Genomic DNA, 16659 nt, shown 5'->3' on the forward strand with positions numbered 1-16659 from the left:
AACGACTAGTTTGCCAAAAAAACATAGCGGTTTTTCTATGATTTTAGTATAATTCTAGCTTTACCTAAACAAAAAGATGAATTATTTAATGGACTGTGTTTTAACGTCTCTTTCCTTACCATTTTCAATTACTGAGAATTATTTATTAATTACTGCGTTGATTCCACTTTTAAGTGCGTTAGTTATTTTTTTTACTGGTAAATGGCCCGGAGTGAACAATAGTATTACTGTCACTTCTTCTGTACTTCTGTTTACGTATACGTGTCTGTGCACTTTATATTGGGTATATGGTGATCATTCTCAATTTATTCTCATGGATTTTGGTAATAATTTGCACATTAGTTTAAAGCTAGAGTCTACCGGAGTAATATTCAGTTTATTAATATCGTTTTTATGGGTGCTGACCAGTATATATGCAATATGTTATATGCAGAATAACTATGCTGATAGCAATCACTCAAGTTTTCTATGCTTTTTTTCAATATCGATTGGCTGTGCAATGTTTATTGCTTTTTCTGGAGACTTGCTCACTACATTTGTCTTTTATGAGCTTCTAACTATTAGTACATACCCTCTGGTTACTTACAACTCAACAAATGAATCAATGATTGCAGGACGCTATTACTTTGGCGTGCTATTTTTCTCTTCTTTGGTATTATTTTTTCCTGCAATAGGCCTTTTATATCATGAATTTCATACTTTAGACTTTGTAAGCGGTGGAATATTCAAATTTGATACTTCACTCATCACTTTCATTGCAGTGTGTTTTGCTATGCTGATTTACGGAATAGGAAAAGCTGCATTAATGCCAATGCATTTTTGGTTACCAAAAGCAATGGTTGCACCAACTCCTGTGAGTGCACTACTGCACGCTGTTGCTGTTGTGAAATCCGGAGTTTTCATCATCATAAAAGTTATATTATACACTTTCGGCGTCGATAATATGCAACGTTTTGTGCAGCAAAATTGGTTTGCTGGAGGGTGGCTTCCGTACGCTGCTGGATTTACTATTATTACTGCATCATTGATTGCACTAAAGCAAAAAGAATTAAAGAAATTGCTTGCTTACTCTACCATCTCTCAATTGTCGTATATTATATTATTCGCTTCAATTTTTAGTGATCTCAGCATGAGGGTTGCAATTTTTCAATTAGTTTGCCACGCATTTGCAAAAATCACTTTGTTTTTCGTTGCCGGAGCAATAATAACGAGAGCAGGTGAGAAATATATAGATAAGATTTACGGTATAGGACGCAGTATGCCAATTAGCATGACAGCATTTGCTATAGGTGCATTGTCTATGATAGGGGTGCCGCCTGCTCCGACTTTTTGGGGTAAATTTCTCATTTTTCAAGCTGTTTTCAACTCTGGCAATGTAATACTTTCTGTGTTTGTAACTCTAGTGTTAATTGTTAGTACTATACTCAACGCTCTGTACTTTTTACCGATAATTTACAACGCCTTTTTCTTAAAACCTTCTCAGAATTACTTTATTAAAAAAACACCAATTCTTCTAGTTTTACCTCCAGTTATTACTGCTATGTGCACTTTGGTTATTTTTTTTAGCTACCAAGTAATATTTTAAAATCTGTATTTATAACCATTAACAATAAATTTAAATGGTATTATACCAGCCAGAGTTGCTTTTATATTCGACAAAGTGAAGCTAATCTCCACAGTATCCTCCTTATTTTGCTCGGTTGTAAAAACTACAGTAGCATTTCCAGCAAATGTAACTAAGTCCTTGGTCGATCGATCAATAGATAATGTTATTACATTTATGTTGGCGATTTTTCTTTTAGATAAAGACAAATTACCAGCTTCATTATTCGTTTTTTCCTGAAAGCCTTGATAGATTTTATGTATAGAATTGTTTCTTATAAAATTTTCTTGGTACTTCGGTTCAACGATCTTAATGGACTCGTATATTTCAATGTATTTACTTATTAAGTACCTCGCTGTGGAAGTGTATTCATCTTCCTTTTTACTGAAACTAAGCTTATGCATTGCAGAGAACTCATCTTCTGTGTGGTTCATATACTTCACAAAATTTAAATCTTTTTTAATAGGAAATAACAGGTATATGTTTAATGTTAATAAACATAAGCATACTAGGAGAAGCGATACTATTAATGCCATCCAAGATCTTTCTGCTACACAAAACAGATACCTATGGCAGTACCATTCGACTGCTTTACTGAAATAACTTTTGTTTTTTACTGATTCAAGCAATTTATCTTCCATAACACAATACTACCAGACCTAATCGGATCATTATAATAACAATAAGCTTAGATACTCTAAAAAAAACTTTAAAATATGTCTAAATTTTCCCAAATAGGATGAATGATTATATCACCTTGTTCTGCAATGAGGTAGAATTTATCGATTTTGCTCACATCTATATTTATCATTTTTACACTGAAATTTTCAGGATCATAAGTATTACTTTCTACACTTTTGTGATAATTATAATAATGTAATTTATTTTGATCATCAAAATAACCAAATTCATCAGCAAAGGTTCCCACTTTTCTACCTTTACCACTTTTGACTAGCTCAAATAGATCAATTACATGGTTTTGGGATCCAGGCTCAATAGGCCCTTCTGCAGCAAAAAATTTAGGTGCATGACCAATGTATTCCTTAAATTTTAGATTATGAGTCTTTTTTACACTACCAAAATCCACAAATTTATATTCATCTGAAATACCAGAATATTGTGGATCATACTTTTTATATTCAAAAAACTCATTACCTAAAAAATTACAAAACGTTAATTTATAATTATCATGATCGGATTTTACGACTTTAAGGTAATGAAAATCTCCAGGAATCTTTACTTCCTCTTCCGTAATATGATTACGTACAACAAGCTCACCATTTAGCATATGATAGCCAATTTTTGGCAAAGTAGCTATATTGATTGTCTTGTTTAGCTTAAAATTTGCTTCATAAATGCCACTTAACAACTCCTTTCCTTTTTCTAGGGTTATGTCTTGATCTGAAGCTATATTCTTAATTAAGCTTAATTTTTTCTGCATGTTCAATATGGCTTTCGTCAAAACTTCTATTGATTGCCATACAGTTAATTTATTATCAGTCAAATTATATACTTCGAGTATTAAATTAACAGAATTTTATCATGAATTTATGTTAAAAGTATTATACTTTGTAAACTTATGTCATGATATTAACTACATTAGCTAAAACATGCTTTTTATCTAAGTGGAGTTGCTTTGCGGCAACGAAAAGTTCATCTATTTTTTTCCACTGACTTAGCAGAATTTCAACACCATTTACCTCTCTCTTTATGCTTTCTAAAATGAAGGCCTGAATTATATATGATGCTAGTTCTAGTTCGATTTCGCTATTAATTACTTTATTAATCATATTGGGATTCTTTAAATCATGAAGAAATTTATAAAAGCATTTGTATGCTTCATAAGCATCACTACTTATTGTATTTATTATCATTCCTGGCATTCCAGGAAATAAAGTAATCATTTCGTCAAACGTTTGATTATCAAATTTACATTGAGATGAAGCAACTTGCTTTGTTTCATCATAAGTTAATGGGAGTAAATTTAGCTGAAAGCACCTACACAAGATAGTGGTTTGTATATCATATGGCTTATGGCTAATTATAAATATCTTAGAATTTTTTGGCGGCTCTTCTAATATTTTCAATATTGCGTTTTTAGCGTTATTAGTCATTGCCTCTAAGCTATCTATTATAGCTATTTTGTGTTCTGATTGAATGGGACTTAAGTGTAGAAAGTTTTTCATTTCTCTGACTTTTTCTATTCCGATAGTATCACCTTCAACAATGTGTAAGTCCAATGCTACTTCATTATAGTTTTTTATGAGTAACCAATTGGAGAAGGATTTTGCAAGTGTTGCTTTTCCTATACCTTTTTTACCACAGATCAGCCAAGACTGAACAGATAAGTTGTTCATTATTTTTTTTTTGGCTTGGTTGTGGCCTATTACTTTTTTCATTCTTTCTCCTATAGATTTTAGTTTGAAAATGCGTTGTTTACTGTTTGTAATGAAATTGCACCTTCCCTTAAAACCTTAATCTTATCTTCGGTTAAGTCAATAATAGTAGATTCTATACCAGAAACTAGTTCGTCATCTTCAATCACTACAGATAAATGTTGCTTAATGGATTGTGGTATATCGTTTGCCTTACATACACTTTCTTTTCCTGAAATATTTGTACTAGTTGCAACTATTGGAACTTTCAGTTTGTTTAGTATTGAAATTGCAATAGGATGCTCAGGAATTCTGATACCTATACTATCTTTAAAGAATTCGTTTGGCAATATGTTGTTGTTTTTAAGTGGTAAAATATAGGTAATTGGTCCAGGAGAAAAGTGGTTTATTAAATCAATATATCTTTCCTTTACCTTTGCTATTTTTGTCAAATTGTAAATATCACTAACAAATATAGACAGTGGTTTATTTTGAGAGCGTTTCTTTATCTGATATATTTTTCCTATAGATTCATTATCTAGTGCATTACAAGCAAGAGCATACACTGTTTCTGTTGGAAAACACACTAATAAATTGTTCTGTATTGCATTTATTATTTTAGATACCATATAGCTAAAAACTTATTCATAACAACTAGATCAGTTTTGTTGCACTGTATCTTATATAGTAACTGCTAGTTTTTGTAAACGTAATGCAACGCAGCTTACCATTTGTTATGCAGATTTGCTACAACCCAAACTCTTCATTGACTTTATCAATTATTGCCTGTGGTGGATCCTCTCCCCATCCTGAATACAAAATCTCTCCATAGTCTGCAACATCTATAGAGCCAGTTCTGCTTTTTGCTAGAAACATTTCTCTTTTCTCTTTATCAACTAATACATAATGCCACGCTGATTTTCCACGATCTTTACCACGGACTAAGTATATAAGATCTGACCTACTTCTTTTTGTTGCATCAGCAAAAGATCTTTCATTGACAGTTCTGCTTTTACTTTTTATGCCGCCACTTTCAGAAAAAGCTTCCTTGGATTCGGTTTTTTTGCCTGCTAATTCAGAAATTTTTCCTTTTTCCCCTAATGCCCGTTCTTTGGTGTTTTGAGACGAATACTTACTGGAAAAACCTTCCCCTGTACCGCCAGGAGTCCTGTTTGTGAAACGCTTAGTAAATGAATTATTGTCGTTGTTTTCTGCCATAAAAATCTCCAAACTTTAGATTGTAGAATCCAAACTTTTACTACACTTTATCATATGTTAATTAAATTAATATAAATGAAAAATAATATAGTAATTATTACAGGAATTACGGCCTCAGGTAAATCAGAATTATGCGATAACCTGAGAGAAAAATATGGAAATATTAGTATAATAAATTGTGATTCAAAGCAGGTATACAAAGAAATTCCCATAATTACTGCTCAACCACTAAAGCAAGAAGAATTTTATAAATTATATGGTTATGTTTCAGCAAAAGAAAATTATTCCGTGGGTCTATGGTTAGAGGATTTAGAAAAAGAAGTTAATCACGCATTAGAAAATGCTCAAATACCTATCATCACTGGAGGAAGCGGGCTTTACATCAGCAGTTTCATCAAAGGCTTATCATCAATGCCACAAATAAGTCAGGAAGTGAGAAAAAACGTAAGTGAGCTCAGGAAAAATTTAAGTAAAGAGGAGTTCTATAAATTAGTATTAAGCAAAGACTCAAAAGTTCAAGATAAAATCTGTATTAATGACTCGCACCGTCTTTCAAGAGCACTTGAAGTTATCACTGAAACTGGTAAGACAATCTTTGTATGGCAAGAAAATAGACAGCCTCCTTTATTCGATAATTTTAAGATATATACAATTTTGCCTAAACGTGAGGATGTATACCAAAAAATAAATTCTCGTTTTATCAAAATGATCGAAAATGGAGCAATTGATGAAGTAAAAAAGCTACTTAGTATGAACTTAGCTCCACATTTGCCAGCTATGAAAGCACATGGAGTGCCAGAAATTGTAAAGTATTTGAAAGGTGAGATTACTTTAGACGAAGCGATACAGATTGCTCAAACAAACACAAGACACTACGCAAAACGCCAGTACACTTGGTTTAAAAACCAGTTCCCAAGTTCTGAAGTCATTGATTGTGCAAATGAGCTAACAGCGCTTGAAATATTTTAATTGTTAGTTTCCAGGTGTAAAAGACAAGATTTGATCTGACAGACAAGAATTAACTGACAGAAGAATTGAGGTAGTCAAAACTAATATCAGGCTCTTGTGTAATGCTACTAATATTTTTCTGAAAAGCAATATATTTGCTATCAAGAAAAGTTTGCATAGGCGTTTTGCCATAGCAATATTTACCCGAGTGAGGTCTTGTCTCATTATAAGAACGCAACCAATGATCAACATCAATCTGTAGATCTTCCAAAGAACTGTAGATTTTCTTTCTAAAGATGATATTGTAACACTCATCTTGCATGGTTCTATGAAACCTTTCACATATGCCATTAGTCTGTGGAGAGTTGGCTTTAGTTCTAGAATGATCGATGTTTTCTATGCCCAAATAAAGCTGATAAGCGTGATTTTCGGGCTTGCCACAATACTCCGTACCCCTATCAGTTAAAATGCGTAATAATGGAATTTTCTGCTCATCAAAAAATGGAATAACTCTATCGTTGAGAAGATCTGCAGCTGTAATAGCTGTTCTGTCCGTGTAAAGTTTAACCATTGCAACTCTGGAATAAGTATCAACAAAAGTTTGCTGATAAATGCGCCCTATACCTTTGATATTGCCCACATAATAGGTATCTTGAGAACCCAAATAACCTGGATGTTGCGTCTCAATTTCACCATGAGCTTCCCTTTGTTCTTTCACTTTTTCTAAAGCTGCAAGTTGTTCTTCAGTTAAAATGATTCCGTCTTGAGCTACTTTTGTCTCTAGTGCTTTAAGTCTCTTTTTGAGAGTTTCAAGGTCATTTCTTAGCCATACAGACCTTACTCCTCCCTGAGAAATTATTATACCTCTTTTTCTCAGTTCATTTGCAGCTCTTTCTTGCCCATATGCTGGAAATTCTGTTGCTATACTAATCACTGCTCTTTCTATATCGTCGGAAACTCTGTTTGCTAATAGCGGTTTTTTCTTACTTATTTCATGTAATGCTTCCTCTCCTCCATTTTCATATAACTCCTTAAAGCGATAAAATGTATCTCTTGAGTATCCCATCACTTTGCATGCTTGAGACACATTTCCTAGTTGTTTTGCTAGTTCTAATAATCCTAGCTTTGGTTTTAATATTTTTGTCTGTATTGTACTCATATCTAACACTCCTTTATTTTTATTATTTTTAACTTACTTTTTTAAAGTGTCAGGTCAAGTCTTATTTAATACATACACCTATATTATAGTCCTTCAGTCTCTTAGGAACAGTAAGTGACAATTTACCATCTTCATATGTTACATTTTTATCACCTTGAGACTTAAGTGTGAATTCTAGCGAGCTATCCAATTTACATAATTCTTCTTCCAGTTCTGCAAAAGTGCGAACTGCAATTTTTTCTTCAATTCTGATTGCCGCATGACTTGGATCACTACAATTAATATGTGTTACATGATTAGACTGAAACAATAACCCATATGTTTCAGCTAAATGAAGGATAGGTCCTCCTTTACCATACAATGCACCCACATAAGCAGCCTGGTTACAATTAGTGATTAGTTCTTCTAGAATAGAATCATTTGGAACTTCTGCTTCAGCATATTCAAATAGCTCTGTAAAAACTTGTTTTACAAATTGGCGGTACTTATTTTTGTCATTTGAAATGAGGTTGGTATGTTTATTATATAATTCATCAACAAGCTCTTTTGTTATAACTTTGTTCTGAATAACAAGTTTCATTCTTGGAAGATCTACGTACATAGTTGCACCAGAATTCGCTTCAGCATTATCTTTACCAGCCCTCAACCTGCTAAAACCAAACTTTTCTGCTTGAGCTCTTAGTGTAACTATTGGATTTTCCTTTTCTTTTGGTGTAGAGCTGTTCATCATTAATACCTTGATATAGACTGCTAATGGTATAATAATACATAAAAATGATTAATAAGTTAATAAAATACCTACTATAAGCCCTATGATAGCAAATATAGTTAGGGGTAACTTAGGCTTACCGACGATTTTAAAAACAACAAATTCGTCATTCCGTTACGTGTTAGCGGCTGAGATACCGCGAATGAATCGCGGTATAACGTTAGAGAGCTGTGCTAGCTATAGTGCATACCTGACCATAAGGTGACAAGATTTTAAAAAGGCTCTATAACAGTTTTACACATGTATGAATCTCAATGAGCAATCAGATTTTTCTAAATAGCAGGCTGGAGAATATACCTAAATTTCATTCCGCAATATTACCTAAACTTTGTGGTGGGGACAAGGTGGTGGATCTGCTGTTTTATAAGCCACTTAGTTATGTGGATAGAAGCAAGTTACTATCTGATGCTCGAGTTGGAGAATTTACAACTTTCATTGCAAAAGTTTATGAACATCAGTCGCCCACTTTTAGAGGTAGACCATATAAAATAGTCGTTGAAAGTGAGAGTCAGTATATATTCATAGTCTTTTTTAATTACTCAGTTAAGTATTTATATAAACTATTTCCAATTGGAGCGAATGTGATCATCAGTGGCAAACTCGAAAAATTTGCTGAACATTGGCAAATTACTCATCCAGATTACGTGTCGCTTGACATCAACCAATTTAAAGAAATAGCTTGCATAGAGCCAGTTTACCAATTATGCCGTGGCATTACCAATAAGCGCATTGGGAACATAATAAGCTCTAATCTAAAGGAATTGCCTGATTTACCAGAGTGGATAGATGATACATTAATCAAGCAAAAAAAATGGTTAAGTTGGAGGGAAAGCATCATAAAGTTGCACAGACCAAGCTCATTGGTGGAAGCTGAGGTTTGTAGAAAAAGGCTTGCTTATGATGAATTGTTTGCGTATCAGCTAGCGCTGAAACTTGCAAGAAAAAATCATGTGAAAGAAAGGGGAAGAGAATTTATAATATTGAGTAAATACAAAGAGCAAGTTTTAAATGAATTGTCGTTTCAATTAACAAATGATCAAACTCGTGCAATAGATGAGATCTCAGAGAGACAAAAATCCAAGTATCGCATGATAAGCTTGCTGCAAGGTGATGTTGGTAGTGGCAAAACCGTAGTTGCACTTTTTGCAATGATAAATGTGGTAGAAAACAACATGCAGGCAGCTCTAATGGCACCGACTACTATCTTGGCGGAGCAACATTATAATTGGATTGAGGAAGTTTTATCCTGTACCGATATAAAAGTTGCGCTGCTTACTGGTAAAACTTCGCGCAAGGAAAGAAAGATTATCATGAACGAACTTGCAAGTGGTGTTTTAAATATAGTGATTGGCACTCATGCACTATTTCAAGCTAACGTTACATTTAAAAATTTAGGGCTTGCAGTCATAGACGAGCAACAGCGATTTGGAGTGATGCAGAGAAATCGCTTGGTAGGAAAAGGAGAAAATGCCGATATACTTTTCGTTACTGCAACTCCCATTCCAAGAACCTTGCAGCAAGCTATGTATGGTGACGTTGAATGTTCAATTTTGAAAGAAAAACCAAAATCCAGATTGCCAATAAAAACTGTAACTATGAACATTAGTAGGGTGCCAGATGTTATTGAAAAGCTAAAAGGTGCTATAAACAGGGGCGAAAAAGCATATTGGATTTGTCCATATATAGAAGAAAACGAAGAGACCAATATTGCTGCAGCAGAGATGCGTTTTCAAGAATTACAAAAAACATTTCTTGATAAAGTCGGGATAATACACGGAAAATTGACTCAGGAGCAGAAAGATCAAGTTATGTTTTCCTTCAAAAGGAATGAATTTTCTCTGCTTGTTGCAACCACTGTGATAGAAGTTGGTATAGATGTGCCAGATGCAACCATCATGATTATAGAAAATGCAGAGCAATTTGGGTTATCACAATTGCATCAGTTAAGAGGCAGAGTAGGGCGAGGAAACAAGCCATCTTTTTGTGTATTATTATACGATAATTTAAGTAAAAGCTCATCTTCAAAGTTAAAGATCATGTGTGAGTCACAAGATGGATTTTACATTGCTGAAAGGGATATGATGCTAAGAGGCAGTGGAGATATTTTAGGCACAAAACAATCAGGATGTATGGAATTTAAATTTGCTGATTTATATCAGGACAAAGAGCTGCTCAATCTCGCGTATAATAACGCAAAAGGCGCAATGGCTGATTTTGAATTACTGCTTGATATATTTGAATATAGGAGTAGATTACATTTTTCAAAATTTCAGTAGAAAAACCAGGTAGCCCGCAGAAACAAAAAAACTTACTTGACACCCTTCGCCAACCCCCTTATCATGAAACTGAAGCTATTGTATTTGCTTTCGCCAATCTGCAGATTAAAAGGTAAGGATTACTTAATGTATCGGCGTCTTATGTTCAATTTTTTGCAGTATATAGATACTGTATGTCTTTACAAAACTTCATCTACATCTAGATTTTTATCTAAATAAGCTGAACGCGCTTATAAAGCGTTACAAGACATCAAAAAATGCCAATACTCGACAGAGATAGTAAAAGACTAGCTAACTCGGGGACTCTTTGTCTTTTTTTCTGCTTAGTAAATTTCTTAAACATTTGCAGCGTAAGTTAGTTGCAATTAAAAGCGGCTGAATCTCGCTTGTCAAGCGTTTAAAACATAAAAAACGCCAATATTTTAAAGCGGATAATAACCACGGGGCTTCTTTTGCCTTTTTTTTCATTTGGTAAATTTCTTAATGTTTATGGCTAAACGACAACCGTCATCCCGCTGCTTGTTAGCGGGATCTCTTGTTAGCGGCTGAGATACCGCGAATGAATCGCGGTATGACGGTGTAATGACGGTTAAGTAATTCGTTATCCCGCTGCTTGTTAGCGGAATCTGCTGTGGCGACATAAACTCAAATCATTTCAAATTTCAATCCAAAGAGGTATCATTATGTCAAACAACTTCAATTTTAAAGAATTTTTTAACCACTATGAAACAAATAGTACGTCAGATGATATACAAAGGTATTATTTGCTGTGGAAATCAGTAATAGCGCAGGCAATGATTGATGCAGCAAGTCACTGCAAAAAAACAGAAAGCTTGGTAGAAAAACGTAAGGCAATTTCTTGGTTATCAGACTTTAGTCAAGATTTTGTGCACACATGTATATTGGCTGATTGTGATCCGGTATACGTAAAAAATAAAATACAGCCAACCTTAAAAAGCCTTACTAGATAAAGCCTTTTTATATACTTAATGAGGTTTACTCCTTTTACCGAAAAAAATATAATTCAATCTCCTATCTATAGTTGCCTCTATATCTTTGATTAATAGCTGCTTTATCATGTTTACTTTTCGCTTTGCATCTTGAGCTTGACGCTCATTGTTACCACTGTTATTGCTGTAATTATTCTTATCACTATAACTACTGCCACTTGGTTTGCTACTGTTACTGAACTCACTACCCTTTTTTCTTCTTGTGTTGAGTATCTGTATTATCTTTTCCTTTAAAAAGGACTTCCAGCCTGTGCCAAGTAATAATTTATAGAGAAAATGCGGAGTAAGAAACGCCACTAATATTCGAATAGAAATTCCGTAACCGAGATCTTCCCTATTTTCATAATACCACTTGCAATATTGAAACAAACGGTAAAACGCATTTTTGAAAGAGCAAAATTCTACAGCATACCAAAAACCATTGCTGAGAAACATGAGCACAATGCTGAATGTGTAAAGATACATTGTGAAGAGAAACAGTTTCACAATTATATCTTTTAGACTACCTAATATATAATTCAATAATCTTAATTTATAGAAAAGTGATATCATTTCACACCCACTTCAATATGGCTGGGGTGGAAGGATTCGAACCTTCGCGTGGCGGTATCAAAAACCGCTGCCTTACCACTTGGCTACACCCCAATACTACTTACATCAATAACACTATTAGCCCAATTAGTAAAAGATTTATTTGCTTTTTCTATGGGCATCACAGCAATAGCTGGCTGATCATAAGAATGCATTGCTTCGATTTTTTCTACAATTTTATCAACTTGATCATTTTTGCTTTTCATAATTGCTACTATTTCACAACTACTGTTAATTTCACCCTTCCATAAATACAGAGAATTCACTTCAGGAAATATATTTACACATACAATTAATTTCTCGTTTAACAATTCTTCAGAAACAGTTTTAGCCTCCTCAAAATTTGAAAAAGTTGTATAAACCAAAACTAAATTATTCATTAGTAGCTACATAAATGCATTGCTACTATACTCTACCGAGATTTATTCATCAAGAGAAAATAACGCCAGCGCGTACTGTATGAACATTTGTTTGCAAAGGTAGTATGTTAAGTGTTATAGCTAGTTTGCCTCAAACGTAAAGGTGTCATCCCAGTGCCCCTGTGATGTCATTCCAGTGCTTGACACTGGAATCCAGTTTTCCATATAATCTCATCGAAAACGTTGTAACCACTTTCTATGCTAGTTTGCTTGTAAACAAGCAAACTTTCCTGGATCCCAGTGTCAGCTACTCGGATGACACCTTTCCTAGCAGAGAAATCACAATGTTCATACGGTTGTACGCATACCGCTGGGATCTAGGATTTTTCTATAGTTTAAAAACAAAAAAAGGACGTTACTCATTGAGTAACATCCTTTTGGAGAAGGTAGAAGTTTTACTTATTACACTGTTCCTGGAGTTGCTGTAGCTCTTGAGTTGACAGGTTCTGCACTAGGTTGATCTAGAGATGCGCGTCGTTTTGCCAACTTTTCTTCGAGTTCTCTGTCAAATTCTTCTTTTAAAGGAAGAACTTGTTTTCTTGTTAGCGTAGAAGAACCAGAACCCATTCCACTATCAGTAGAATTACTGTGAGTGAGAGTTCTGTTACTCAAACTATCCAGGTTTTGCTCCACAATAGGATCACTGAGAACATCTTCACTGAAAGAACTTTGTCCATTTAAGTTAGTCAATGAGGCGCTTCTAGGTAGTTCTGGTGGAGCAACTGGAGTAAGCTTAGGAGTTAAGCTACTAGATGAATTGCTTCTACGGACTGTTGCAAAGTTCTGAGAATCTGAATCAGAGACAGTAGCAGTACTTTCAGTTCCTATAGAATTTAGTGAATTGCTTTTTGACAAGCTGTTAGATTGTTCAGAGCCTTTTCTTCCCAGTGAAGAGAATGATGATGACACAGACCTAGTTAAACTTTTGACAGAAGGCCTGTTAGCTTTTTTCTCTGCTCTGTCAAACATATTGCTTACGCTTGAGTACAAATGATTTTCTCTACATTCTTTAATAACCTTCTTAATTTCATCGTGATGTTCAGAGAAAACACTGTCGATGAAATAACTACCTTTAGGTAATGACCTTTGTGTTAACAAGTTATGCAAGCTTTTTTCATTTAAATTATTAATGAATTCTTTCTGTACTTGCCATCCAGAAGTATGTTCAATCTCCCCTGATTTTGCCTTCTCTGCCATTTTTAAATCAATTTCTGACGATATTCCAGAAAGTATATTTTTCACTAACCCAGAATTATTTCCTTTATCAGCAAAAATTGCTTTCATATCATTTCTTATTTCGTCAGATTTCTTAATTGCATCTGGAGTAAACCTTTTTACCTTATCTAAATAGTCCGTCTCACCAGATGCCTTATGGAACTTATTTGCCACTCCTTCGCCTACAAAACTAGCGCCTTTTTTCAGTGAATCTACTGAATGTTCATAACCTTCTTTCACCTTATCTTTAACATGCATAGCACCATCTCTAACTTTTCCGGCAGCGTATGTTGATGCGTCCTTAACTTTCCCAGCAGTATATTTCGCCCCATCAACTGTTTTTTCTGCTGACCACTTGAGCCCTTTATATCCAGATTGAACTGCTTTTACAGCGACTTTTACAGCGAAATATAAAGCAAGACCAACTATAGCACCCGGTATAGCAAGTGTTGCACCAACTGCCAAAAGTGGTAGTACTGCCGTAAATAACCCACTTGCTGTACTTACTACAAGAATCTTATCTCCTTGTTTCATCTTAGAGAATTCTGTATCTCCTTTTAACAGGTCAGTCATTCTTTCTTTTAGCTTCTTGTGATCATTAGCAATATCTGAATTTGGTAGATTTTGCATCGTTTTATTCAAATCAAAACTATCTTCTGGTTGGTTTTGTTGAGTTCCAACAGAATTTGAATTTTTTTCATTATGTAACATTTTAAACCTCACTATTAATTAAATATATTATAATTGTATTCCTTGATTCTTAAGTTAGTGTTAAATTGATTGCCAGTATTTATTTGTCTTCAAATAATTTCGCTTGACGTGTTTTGTGGTAACATAGAAAATTAGGTCAAGAAGCTGCAGCATTTATGAAGTATAGAAAAAGAACACTCATCTTTTTGGCTATTATAACTTTAATAATAATAGCTTTACTATTTAGGTATAATTCCCATTTTCACAAAGACGTAGTGCACTTAAAGAGTGACAACAAAGAATTCAAAAAAAAGCCAGAAAATTCCATAGAGTCGACCATATTACATAGAGAAAAGGAAGTGTACGATCATGTTTTCCATCCTGATGATTAATTTGTAAATAAAATAGCAATTTATGTTTGCATTTTCTTATTAAAGAAGTAATATTAGCGTATTAATTATAGAATCAATCATTATGTTTGATGATAATAATCCTTGGAATCTGGGAAAGAAACCGGTAGGGAACAAAACTCCTAATAATGAAGATATTTTAAGTAAAGCTGTATCTGATATAAGGTTCTTTCTTAATGGATTAACCAGAAACAGGGGCAAAAAACCTTATTTCATCATTTTCATTATTTTGCTGTTCTATGCTTGCACTGGCTTTTATATTGTCCATCCTAGTGAAGAAAGTATAGAACTTACCTTTGGTAAATATTCTAATACGGAAACACCTGGTTTGCGTTATCACTTCCCCTACCCTATTGGCAAGGTTTTTAAAGTGAACGTTAAGGAAGTAAATCGTGAAGAAATTGGGGTAAGTAGTTCTTATGGGCGAGATACAGATCGCGGTGAAGGCGTGATGCTAACTGGAGATGAAAATATAGTCAACGTTAACTTCGAGGTTCAGTGGCGCGTTAGAGATGCTAAGGACTATTTATTCAAAGTGCGGGATTACAAACCCGGTTTCAGTGTTAAAAATGCTGCTGAAAGTGCCATGAGAGAAATAATAGGTAAAAATACGATCTCTTTTGCACTTGGTCAAGGCAGACCAGAAATTTCTAGAGATACTAGAATTCTATTGCAGCAGATTCTTGATGGATACCAAATGGGTATAGAGATTTTATCTGTTCAAATGAAAAAAATTGATCCACCAGAAAAAGTAATCAGTTCGTTTAGAGATGTACAAAGTGCTCGTGCAGACAAAGAGCGTACTATAAACGAAGCATATGCTTATAATAATGATATTATACCTCGAGCAAAGGGTGAAGCGATAAAGATAAAATTAGATGCACAAGCATATGAAAATGAAATAATAAATGAAGCAAAAGGTAATGCAAATCGCTTTTTATCTCTTTATGAGGAATATAGACAGAATCCTTCTCTCGTTAAGAATCGTATTTATCTTGAAACTATGGAAAATATTTTCAGTAAGGTAGACAAAGTTGTTGTAACTGATGATCTGAAAGGTATGTTTTCTTATTTACCTCTTACAAATTTAGGAAAATAACCATGAGTAGTAATATTAAAATTGTTTTTGTTTCTGTATTTGTTGTTTTATTGATTGTTTTATTTAATTCAATATTTGTTGTGCAAGAAACAAAGCAAGCAATAGTTATACAACTGGGTAAAGTTGTAAGGGATGTTAGGGAAAGTGGCTTATATTTTAAGTTGCCATTCATAAATAGTGTAGAGTTTCTTGATAAAAGAGTTTTAGATTTAAGTCCTGATAAGATCCCAAGGGAAGTGATAACAGCGGATCAAAAACGTATTATAGTAGATGCGTATGCAAAATATAAAATAACAAATCCTGTTACTTTTTACCAGGCTGTGAGGAATGAATCAGGGCTGGTTAGAAGATTATATCCGGTTATAGAAGCACACATAAGAGAAAATATAGGCAGATTTTCGTTGATTAGCTTGTTGAATGAAAAAAGATCAGAGGTTATGCAATTGATTCAGCGTGGAGTTTATTCTGAAGCTGAAAAATTTGGCATAGAAATAATAGATGTAAGAATTAAGAGAGCAGATTTACCAGAAGAAAATAGTTCTGCAATATTTCGCCGTATGCAAACTGAAAGGGAAAAAGAAGCAAAAGAAATTAGAGCAGAAGGAGAGCAAGCTGGGCAGGAAGTTAGATCAAAAGCTGATAAATTAAAAAGGGAAATTATCTCCAGTGCAGTAAAAGAATCGTACGAAATAAGGGGCCGTGGTTATGCTGAAGCAACTAGAATTTATAATGAGGCATTTAAGGTTGATGAAGAGTTCTTTAACTTTTATCGCTCTATGAGCGCTTACAGTAAATCATTTGCCGAAAATAATACTAAATTTGTACTTTCACCAAACAATAACTTTTTAGATATTTTAAATAAAGGATGGAAATAATT

Annotated in this window: 17 protein-coding genes and 1 tRNA gene; 7 read left to right on the top strand and 11 right to left on the bottom strand. The window is 34.0% G+C overall.

The window, feature by feature from the left end; all coding sequences use genetic code 11:
• The first annotated feature begins 88 nt into the window (after positions 1 to 88).
• On the top strand, positions 89 to 1585 hold the full coding sequence (locus ACICPZ_RS00645) for a proton-conducting transporter membrane subunit (protein WP_010962853.1): 1497 nt from the start codon (positions 89 to 91) through the stop codon (positions 1583 to 1585).
• Here the strand turns inward: ACICPZ_RS00645 and ACICPZ_RS00650 are convergent.
• The 5 genes from ACICPZ_RS00650 to ACICPZ_RS00670 form a co-directional block, all read right to left on the bottom strand.
• A complete protein-coding gene (locus ACICPZ_RS00650; protein ID WP_010082435.1) occupies positions 1582 to 2244 on the bottom strand; it encodes a hypothetical protein in 663 nt (220 codons plus the stop codon). The genes ACICPZ_RS00645 and ACICPZ_RS00650 overlap by 4 nt on opposite strands.
• Before the next feature lie 68 nt (positions 2245 to 2312).
• Positions 2313 to 3107, bottom strand: coding sequence for a hypothetical protein (locus tag ACICPZ_RS00655; RefSeq protein WP_022626354.1), 795 nt, complete (start codon positions 3105 to 3107; stop codon positions 2313 to 2315).
• Positions 3108 to 3180: 73 nt separating this feature from the next.
• Positions 3181 to 4002, bottom strand: a complete 822-nt coding sequence (locus ACICPZ_RS00660) for an AAA family ATPase (RefSeq protein ID WP_151807995.1) — start codon at positions 4000 to 4002, stop codon at positions 3181 to 3183.
• A gap of 17 nt (positions 4003 to 4019) precedes the next feature.
• Positions 4020 to 4607, bottom strand: a complete 588-nt coding sequence (locus tag ACICPZ_RS00665; RefSeq protein WP_006280292.1) for an L-threonylcarbamoyladenylate synthase — start codon at positions 4605 to 4607, stop codon at positions 4020 to 4022.
• Positions 4608 to 4725: 118 nt separating this feature from the next.
• A complete protein-coding gene (locus ACICPZ_RS00670; protein WP_010082479.1) occupies positions 4726 to 5196 on the bottom strand; it encodes a hypothetical protein in 471 nt (156 codons plus the stop codon).
• A 75-nt stretch (positions 5197 to 5271) separates the two neighbouring features.
• Here ACICPZ_RS00670 and miaA point away from each other — a divergent pair, with 75 nt between their 5' ends.
• Positions 5272 to 6165, top strand: a complete 894-nt coding sequence (miaA, locus tag ACICPZ_RS00675) for a tRNA (adenosine(37)-N6)-dimethylallyltransferase MiaA (RefSeq protein WP_264373710.1) — start codon at positions 5272 to 5274, stop codon at positions 6163 to 6165.
• Between the two features lie 49 nt (positions 6166 to 6214).
• Here miaA and ACICPZ_RS00680 read toward each other — a convergent pair whose 3' ends face one another.
• Complete coding sequence (locus ACICPZ_RS00680) at positions 6215 to 7303, bottom strand: IS481-like element ISWpi2 family transposase (protein WP_264373697.1); 1089 nt, start codon at positions 7301 to 7303, stop codon at positions 6215 to 6217.
• A gap of 61 nt (positions 7304 to 7364) precedes the next feature.
• On the bottom strand, positions 7365 to 8033 hold the full coding sequence (locus tag ACICPZ_RS00685; RefSeq protein ID WP_395462127.1) for a hypothetical protein: 669 nt from the start codon (positions 8031 to 8033) through the stop codon (positions 7365 to 7367).
• 293 nt (positions 8034 to 8326) lie between these two features.
• On the opposite strand from ACICPZ_RS00685, the gene recG reads away from it, so the two are divergent.
• Positions 8327 to 10348, top strand: a complete 2022-nt coding sequence (recG, locus tag ACICPZ_RS00690) for an ATP-dependent DNA helicase RecG (RefSeq protein ID WP_038199133.1) — start codon at positions 8327 to 8329, stop codon at positions 10346 to 10348.
• 683 nt (positions 10349 to 11031) lie between these two features.
• Entirely contained in the window at positions 11032 to 11319 is a 288-nt protein-coding gene (locus tag ACICPZ_RS00695; protein ID WP_007549783.1) for a hypothetical protein, read from the top strand.
• 15 nt (positions 11320 to 11334) lie between these two features.
• Here ACICPZ_RS00695 and ACICPZ_RS00700 read toward each other — a convergent pair whose 3' ends face one another.
• The 3 genes from ACICPZ_RS00700 to cutA all read right to left on the bottom strand — a co-directional run bounded on the left by ACICPZ_RS00700 (position 11335) and on the right by cutA (position 12329).
• Complete coding sequence (locus tag ACICPZ_RS00700; RefSeq protein WP_010962863.1) at positions 11335 to 11910, bottom strand: hypothetical protein; 576 nt, start codon at positions 11908 to 11910, stop codon at positions 11335 to 11337.
• Between the two features lie 18 nt (positions 11911 to 11928).
• A tRNA-Gln gene (locus ACICPZ_RS00705) sits at positions 11929 to 12003 on the bottom strand.
• A complete protein-coding gene (gene cutA / locus ACICPZ_RS00710; RefSeq protein ID WP_253303679.1) occupies positions 11994 to 12329 on the bottom strand; it encodes a divalent-cation tolerance protein CutA in 336 nt (111 codons plus the stop codon). The genes ACICPZ_RS00705 and cutA overlap by 10 nt, the downstream gene beginning before the upstream one ends.
• A 164-nt stretch (positions 12330 to 12493) precedes the next feature.
• Between cutA and ACICPZ_RS00715 the strand changes: the two genes are divergently transcribed.
• The gene (locus tag ACICPZ_RS00715; protein ID WP_213863596.1) at positions 12494 to 12796 is read left to right on the top strand and encodes a hypothetical protein; all 303 of its coding nucleotides are present in this window, start codon (positions 12494 to 12496) and stop codon (positions 12794 to 12796) included.
• Here the strand turns inward: ACICPZ_RS00715 and walE1 are convergent.
• Positions 12771 to 14294 carry an actin bundler gene (walE1, locus tag ACICPZ_RS00720; RefSeq protein ID WP_010082451.1) on the bottom strand — a complete coding sequence of 508 codons (1524 nt, stop codon included), beginning with the start codon at positions 14292 to 14294 and terminating at the stop codon, positions 12771 to 12773. The two genes, ACICPZ_RS00715 and walE1, sit on opposite strands and share 26 nt — an antisense overlap.
• 453 nt (positions 14295 to 14747) lie before the next feature.
• Between walE1 and hflK the strand changes: the two genes are divergently transcribed.
• Both hflK and hflC read left to right on the top strand, forming a co-directional pair.
• The gene (hflK, locus tag ACICPZ_RS00725) at positions 14748 to 15782 is read left to right on the top strand and encodes an FtsH protease activity modulator HflK (protein WP_010962866.1); all 1035 of its coding nucleotides are present in this window, start codon (positions 14748 to 14750) and stop codon (positions 15780 to 15782) included.
• A gap of 2 nt (positions 15783 to 15784) precedes the next feature.
• The gene (gene hflC / locus ACICPZ_RS00730; protein WP_010962867.1) at positions 15785 to 16657 is read left to right on the top strand and encodes a protease modulator HflC; all 873 of its coding nucleotides are present in this window, start codon (positions 15785 to 15787) and stop codon (positions 16655 to 16657) included.
• The last annotated feature ends 2 nt before the right edge of the window (positions 16658 to 16659 follow it).

Source organism: Wolbachia endosymbiont (group A) of Melitta haemorrhoidalis, from assembly GCF_964273365.1.
In the GTDB taxonomy this organism is placed as follows: domain Bacteria; phylum Pseudomonadota; class Alphaproteobacteria; order Rickettsiales; family Anaplasmataceae; genus Wolbachia; species Wolbachia pipientis.

Coding starts and splice junctions, on each gene's coding strand:
- ACICPZ_RS00645 (WP_010962853.1), top strand. CDS start 89: ATGGACTGTGTTTTAACGTCTCTTTCCTTACCATTTTCAATTACTGAG.
- ACICPZ_RS00650 (WP_010082435.1), bottom strand. CDS start 2,244: ATGGAAGATAAATTGCTTGAATCAGTAAAAAACAAAAGTTATTTCAGT.
- ACICPZ_RS00660 (WP_151807995.1), bottom strand. CDS start 4,002: ATGAAAAAAGTAATAGGCCACAACCAAGCCAAAAAAAAAATAATGAAC.
- ACICPZ_RS00665 (WP_006280292.1), bottom strand. CDS start 4,607: ATGGTATCTAAAATAATAAATGCAATACAGAACAATTTATTAGTGTGT.
- ACICPZ_RS00670 (WP_010082479.1), bottom strand. CDS start 5,196: ATGGCAGAAAACAACGACAATAATTCATTTACTAAGCGTTTCACAAAC.
- miaA (WP_264373710.1), top strand. CDS start 5,272: ATGAAAAATAATATAGTAATTATTACAGGAATTACGGCCTCAGGTAAA.
- ACICPZ_RS00680 (WP_264373697.1), bottom strand. CDS start 7,303: ATGAGTACAATACAGACAAAAATATTAAAACCAAAGCTAGGATTATTA.
- ACICPZ_RS00685 (WP_395462127.1), bottom strand. CDS start 8,033: ATGATGAACAGCTCTACACCAAAAGAAAAGGAAAATCCAATAGTTACA.
- recG (WP_038199133.1), top strand. CDS start 8,327: ATGAGCAATCAGATTTTTCTAAATAGCAGGCTGGAGAATATACCTAAA.
- ACICPZ_RS00695 (WP_007549783.1), top strand. CDS start 11,032: ATGTCAAACAACTTCAATTTTAAAGAATTTTTTAACCACTATGAAACA.
- ACICPZ_RS00700 (WP_010962863.1), bottom strand. CDS start 11,910: ATGATATCACTTTTCTATAAATTAAGATTATTGAATTATATATTAGGT.
- cutA (WP_253303679.1), bottom strand. CDS start 12,329: ATGAATAATTTAGTTTTGGTTTATACAACTTTTTCAAATTTTGAGGAG.
- ACICPZ_RS00715 (WP_213863596.1), top strand. CDS start 12,494: ATGTCATTCCAGTGCTTGACACTGGAATCCAGTTTTCCATATAATCTC.
- walE1 (WP_010082451.1), bottom strand. CDS start 14,294: ATGTTACATAATGAAAAAAATTCAAATTCTGTTGGAACTCAACAAAAC.
- hflK (WP_010962866.1), top strand. CDS start 14,748: ATGTTTGATGATAATAATCCTTGGAATCTGGGAAAGAAACCGGTAGGG.
- hflC (WP_010962867.1), top strand. CDS start 15,785: ATGAGTAGTAATATTAAAATTGTTTTTGTTTCTGTATTTGTTGTTTTA.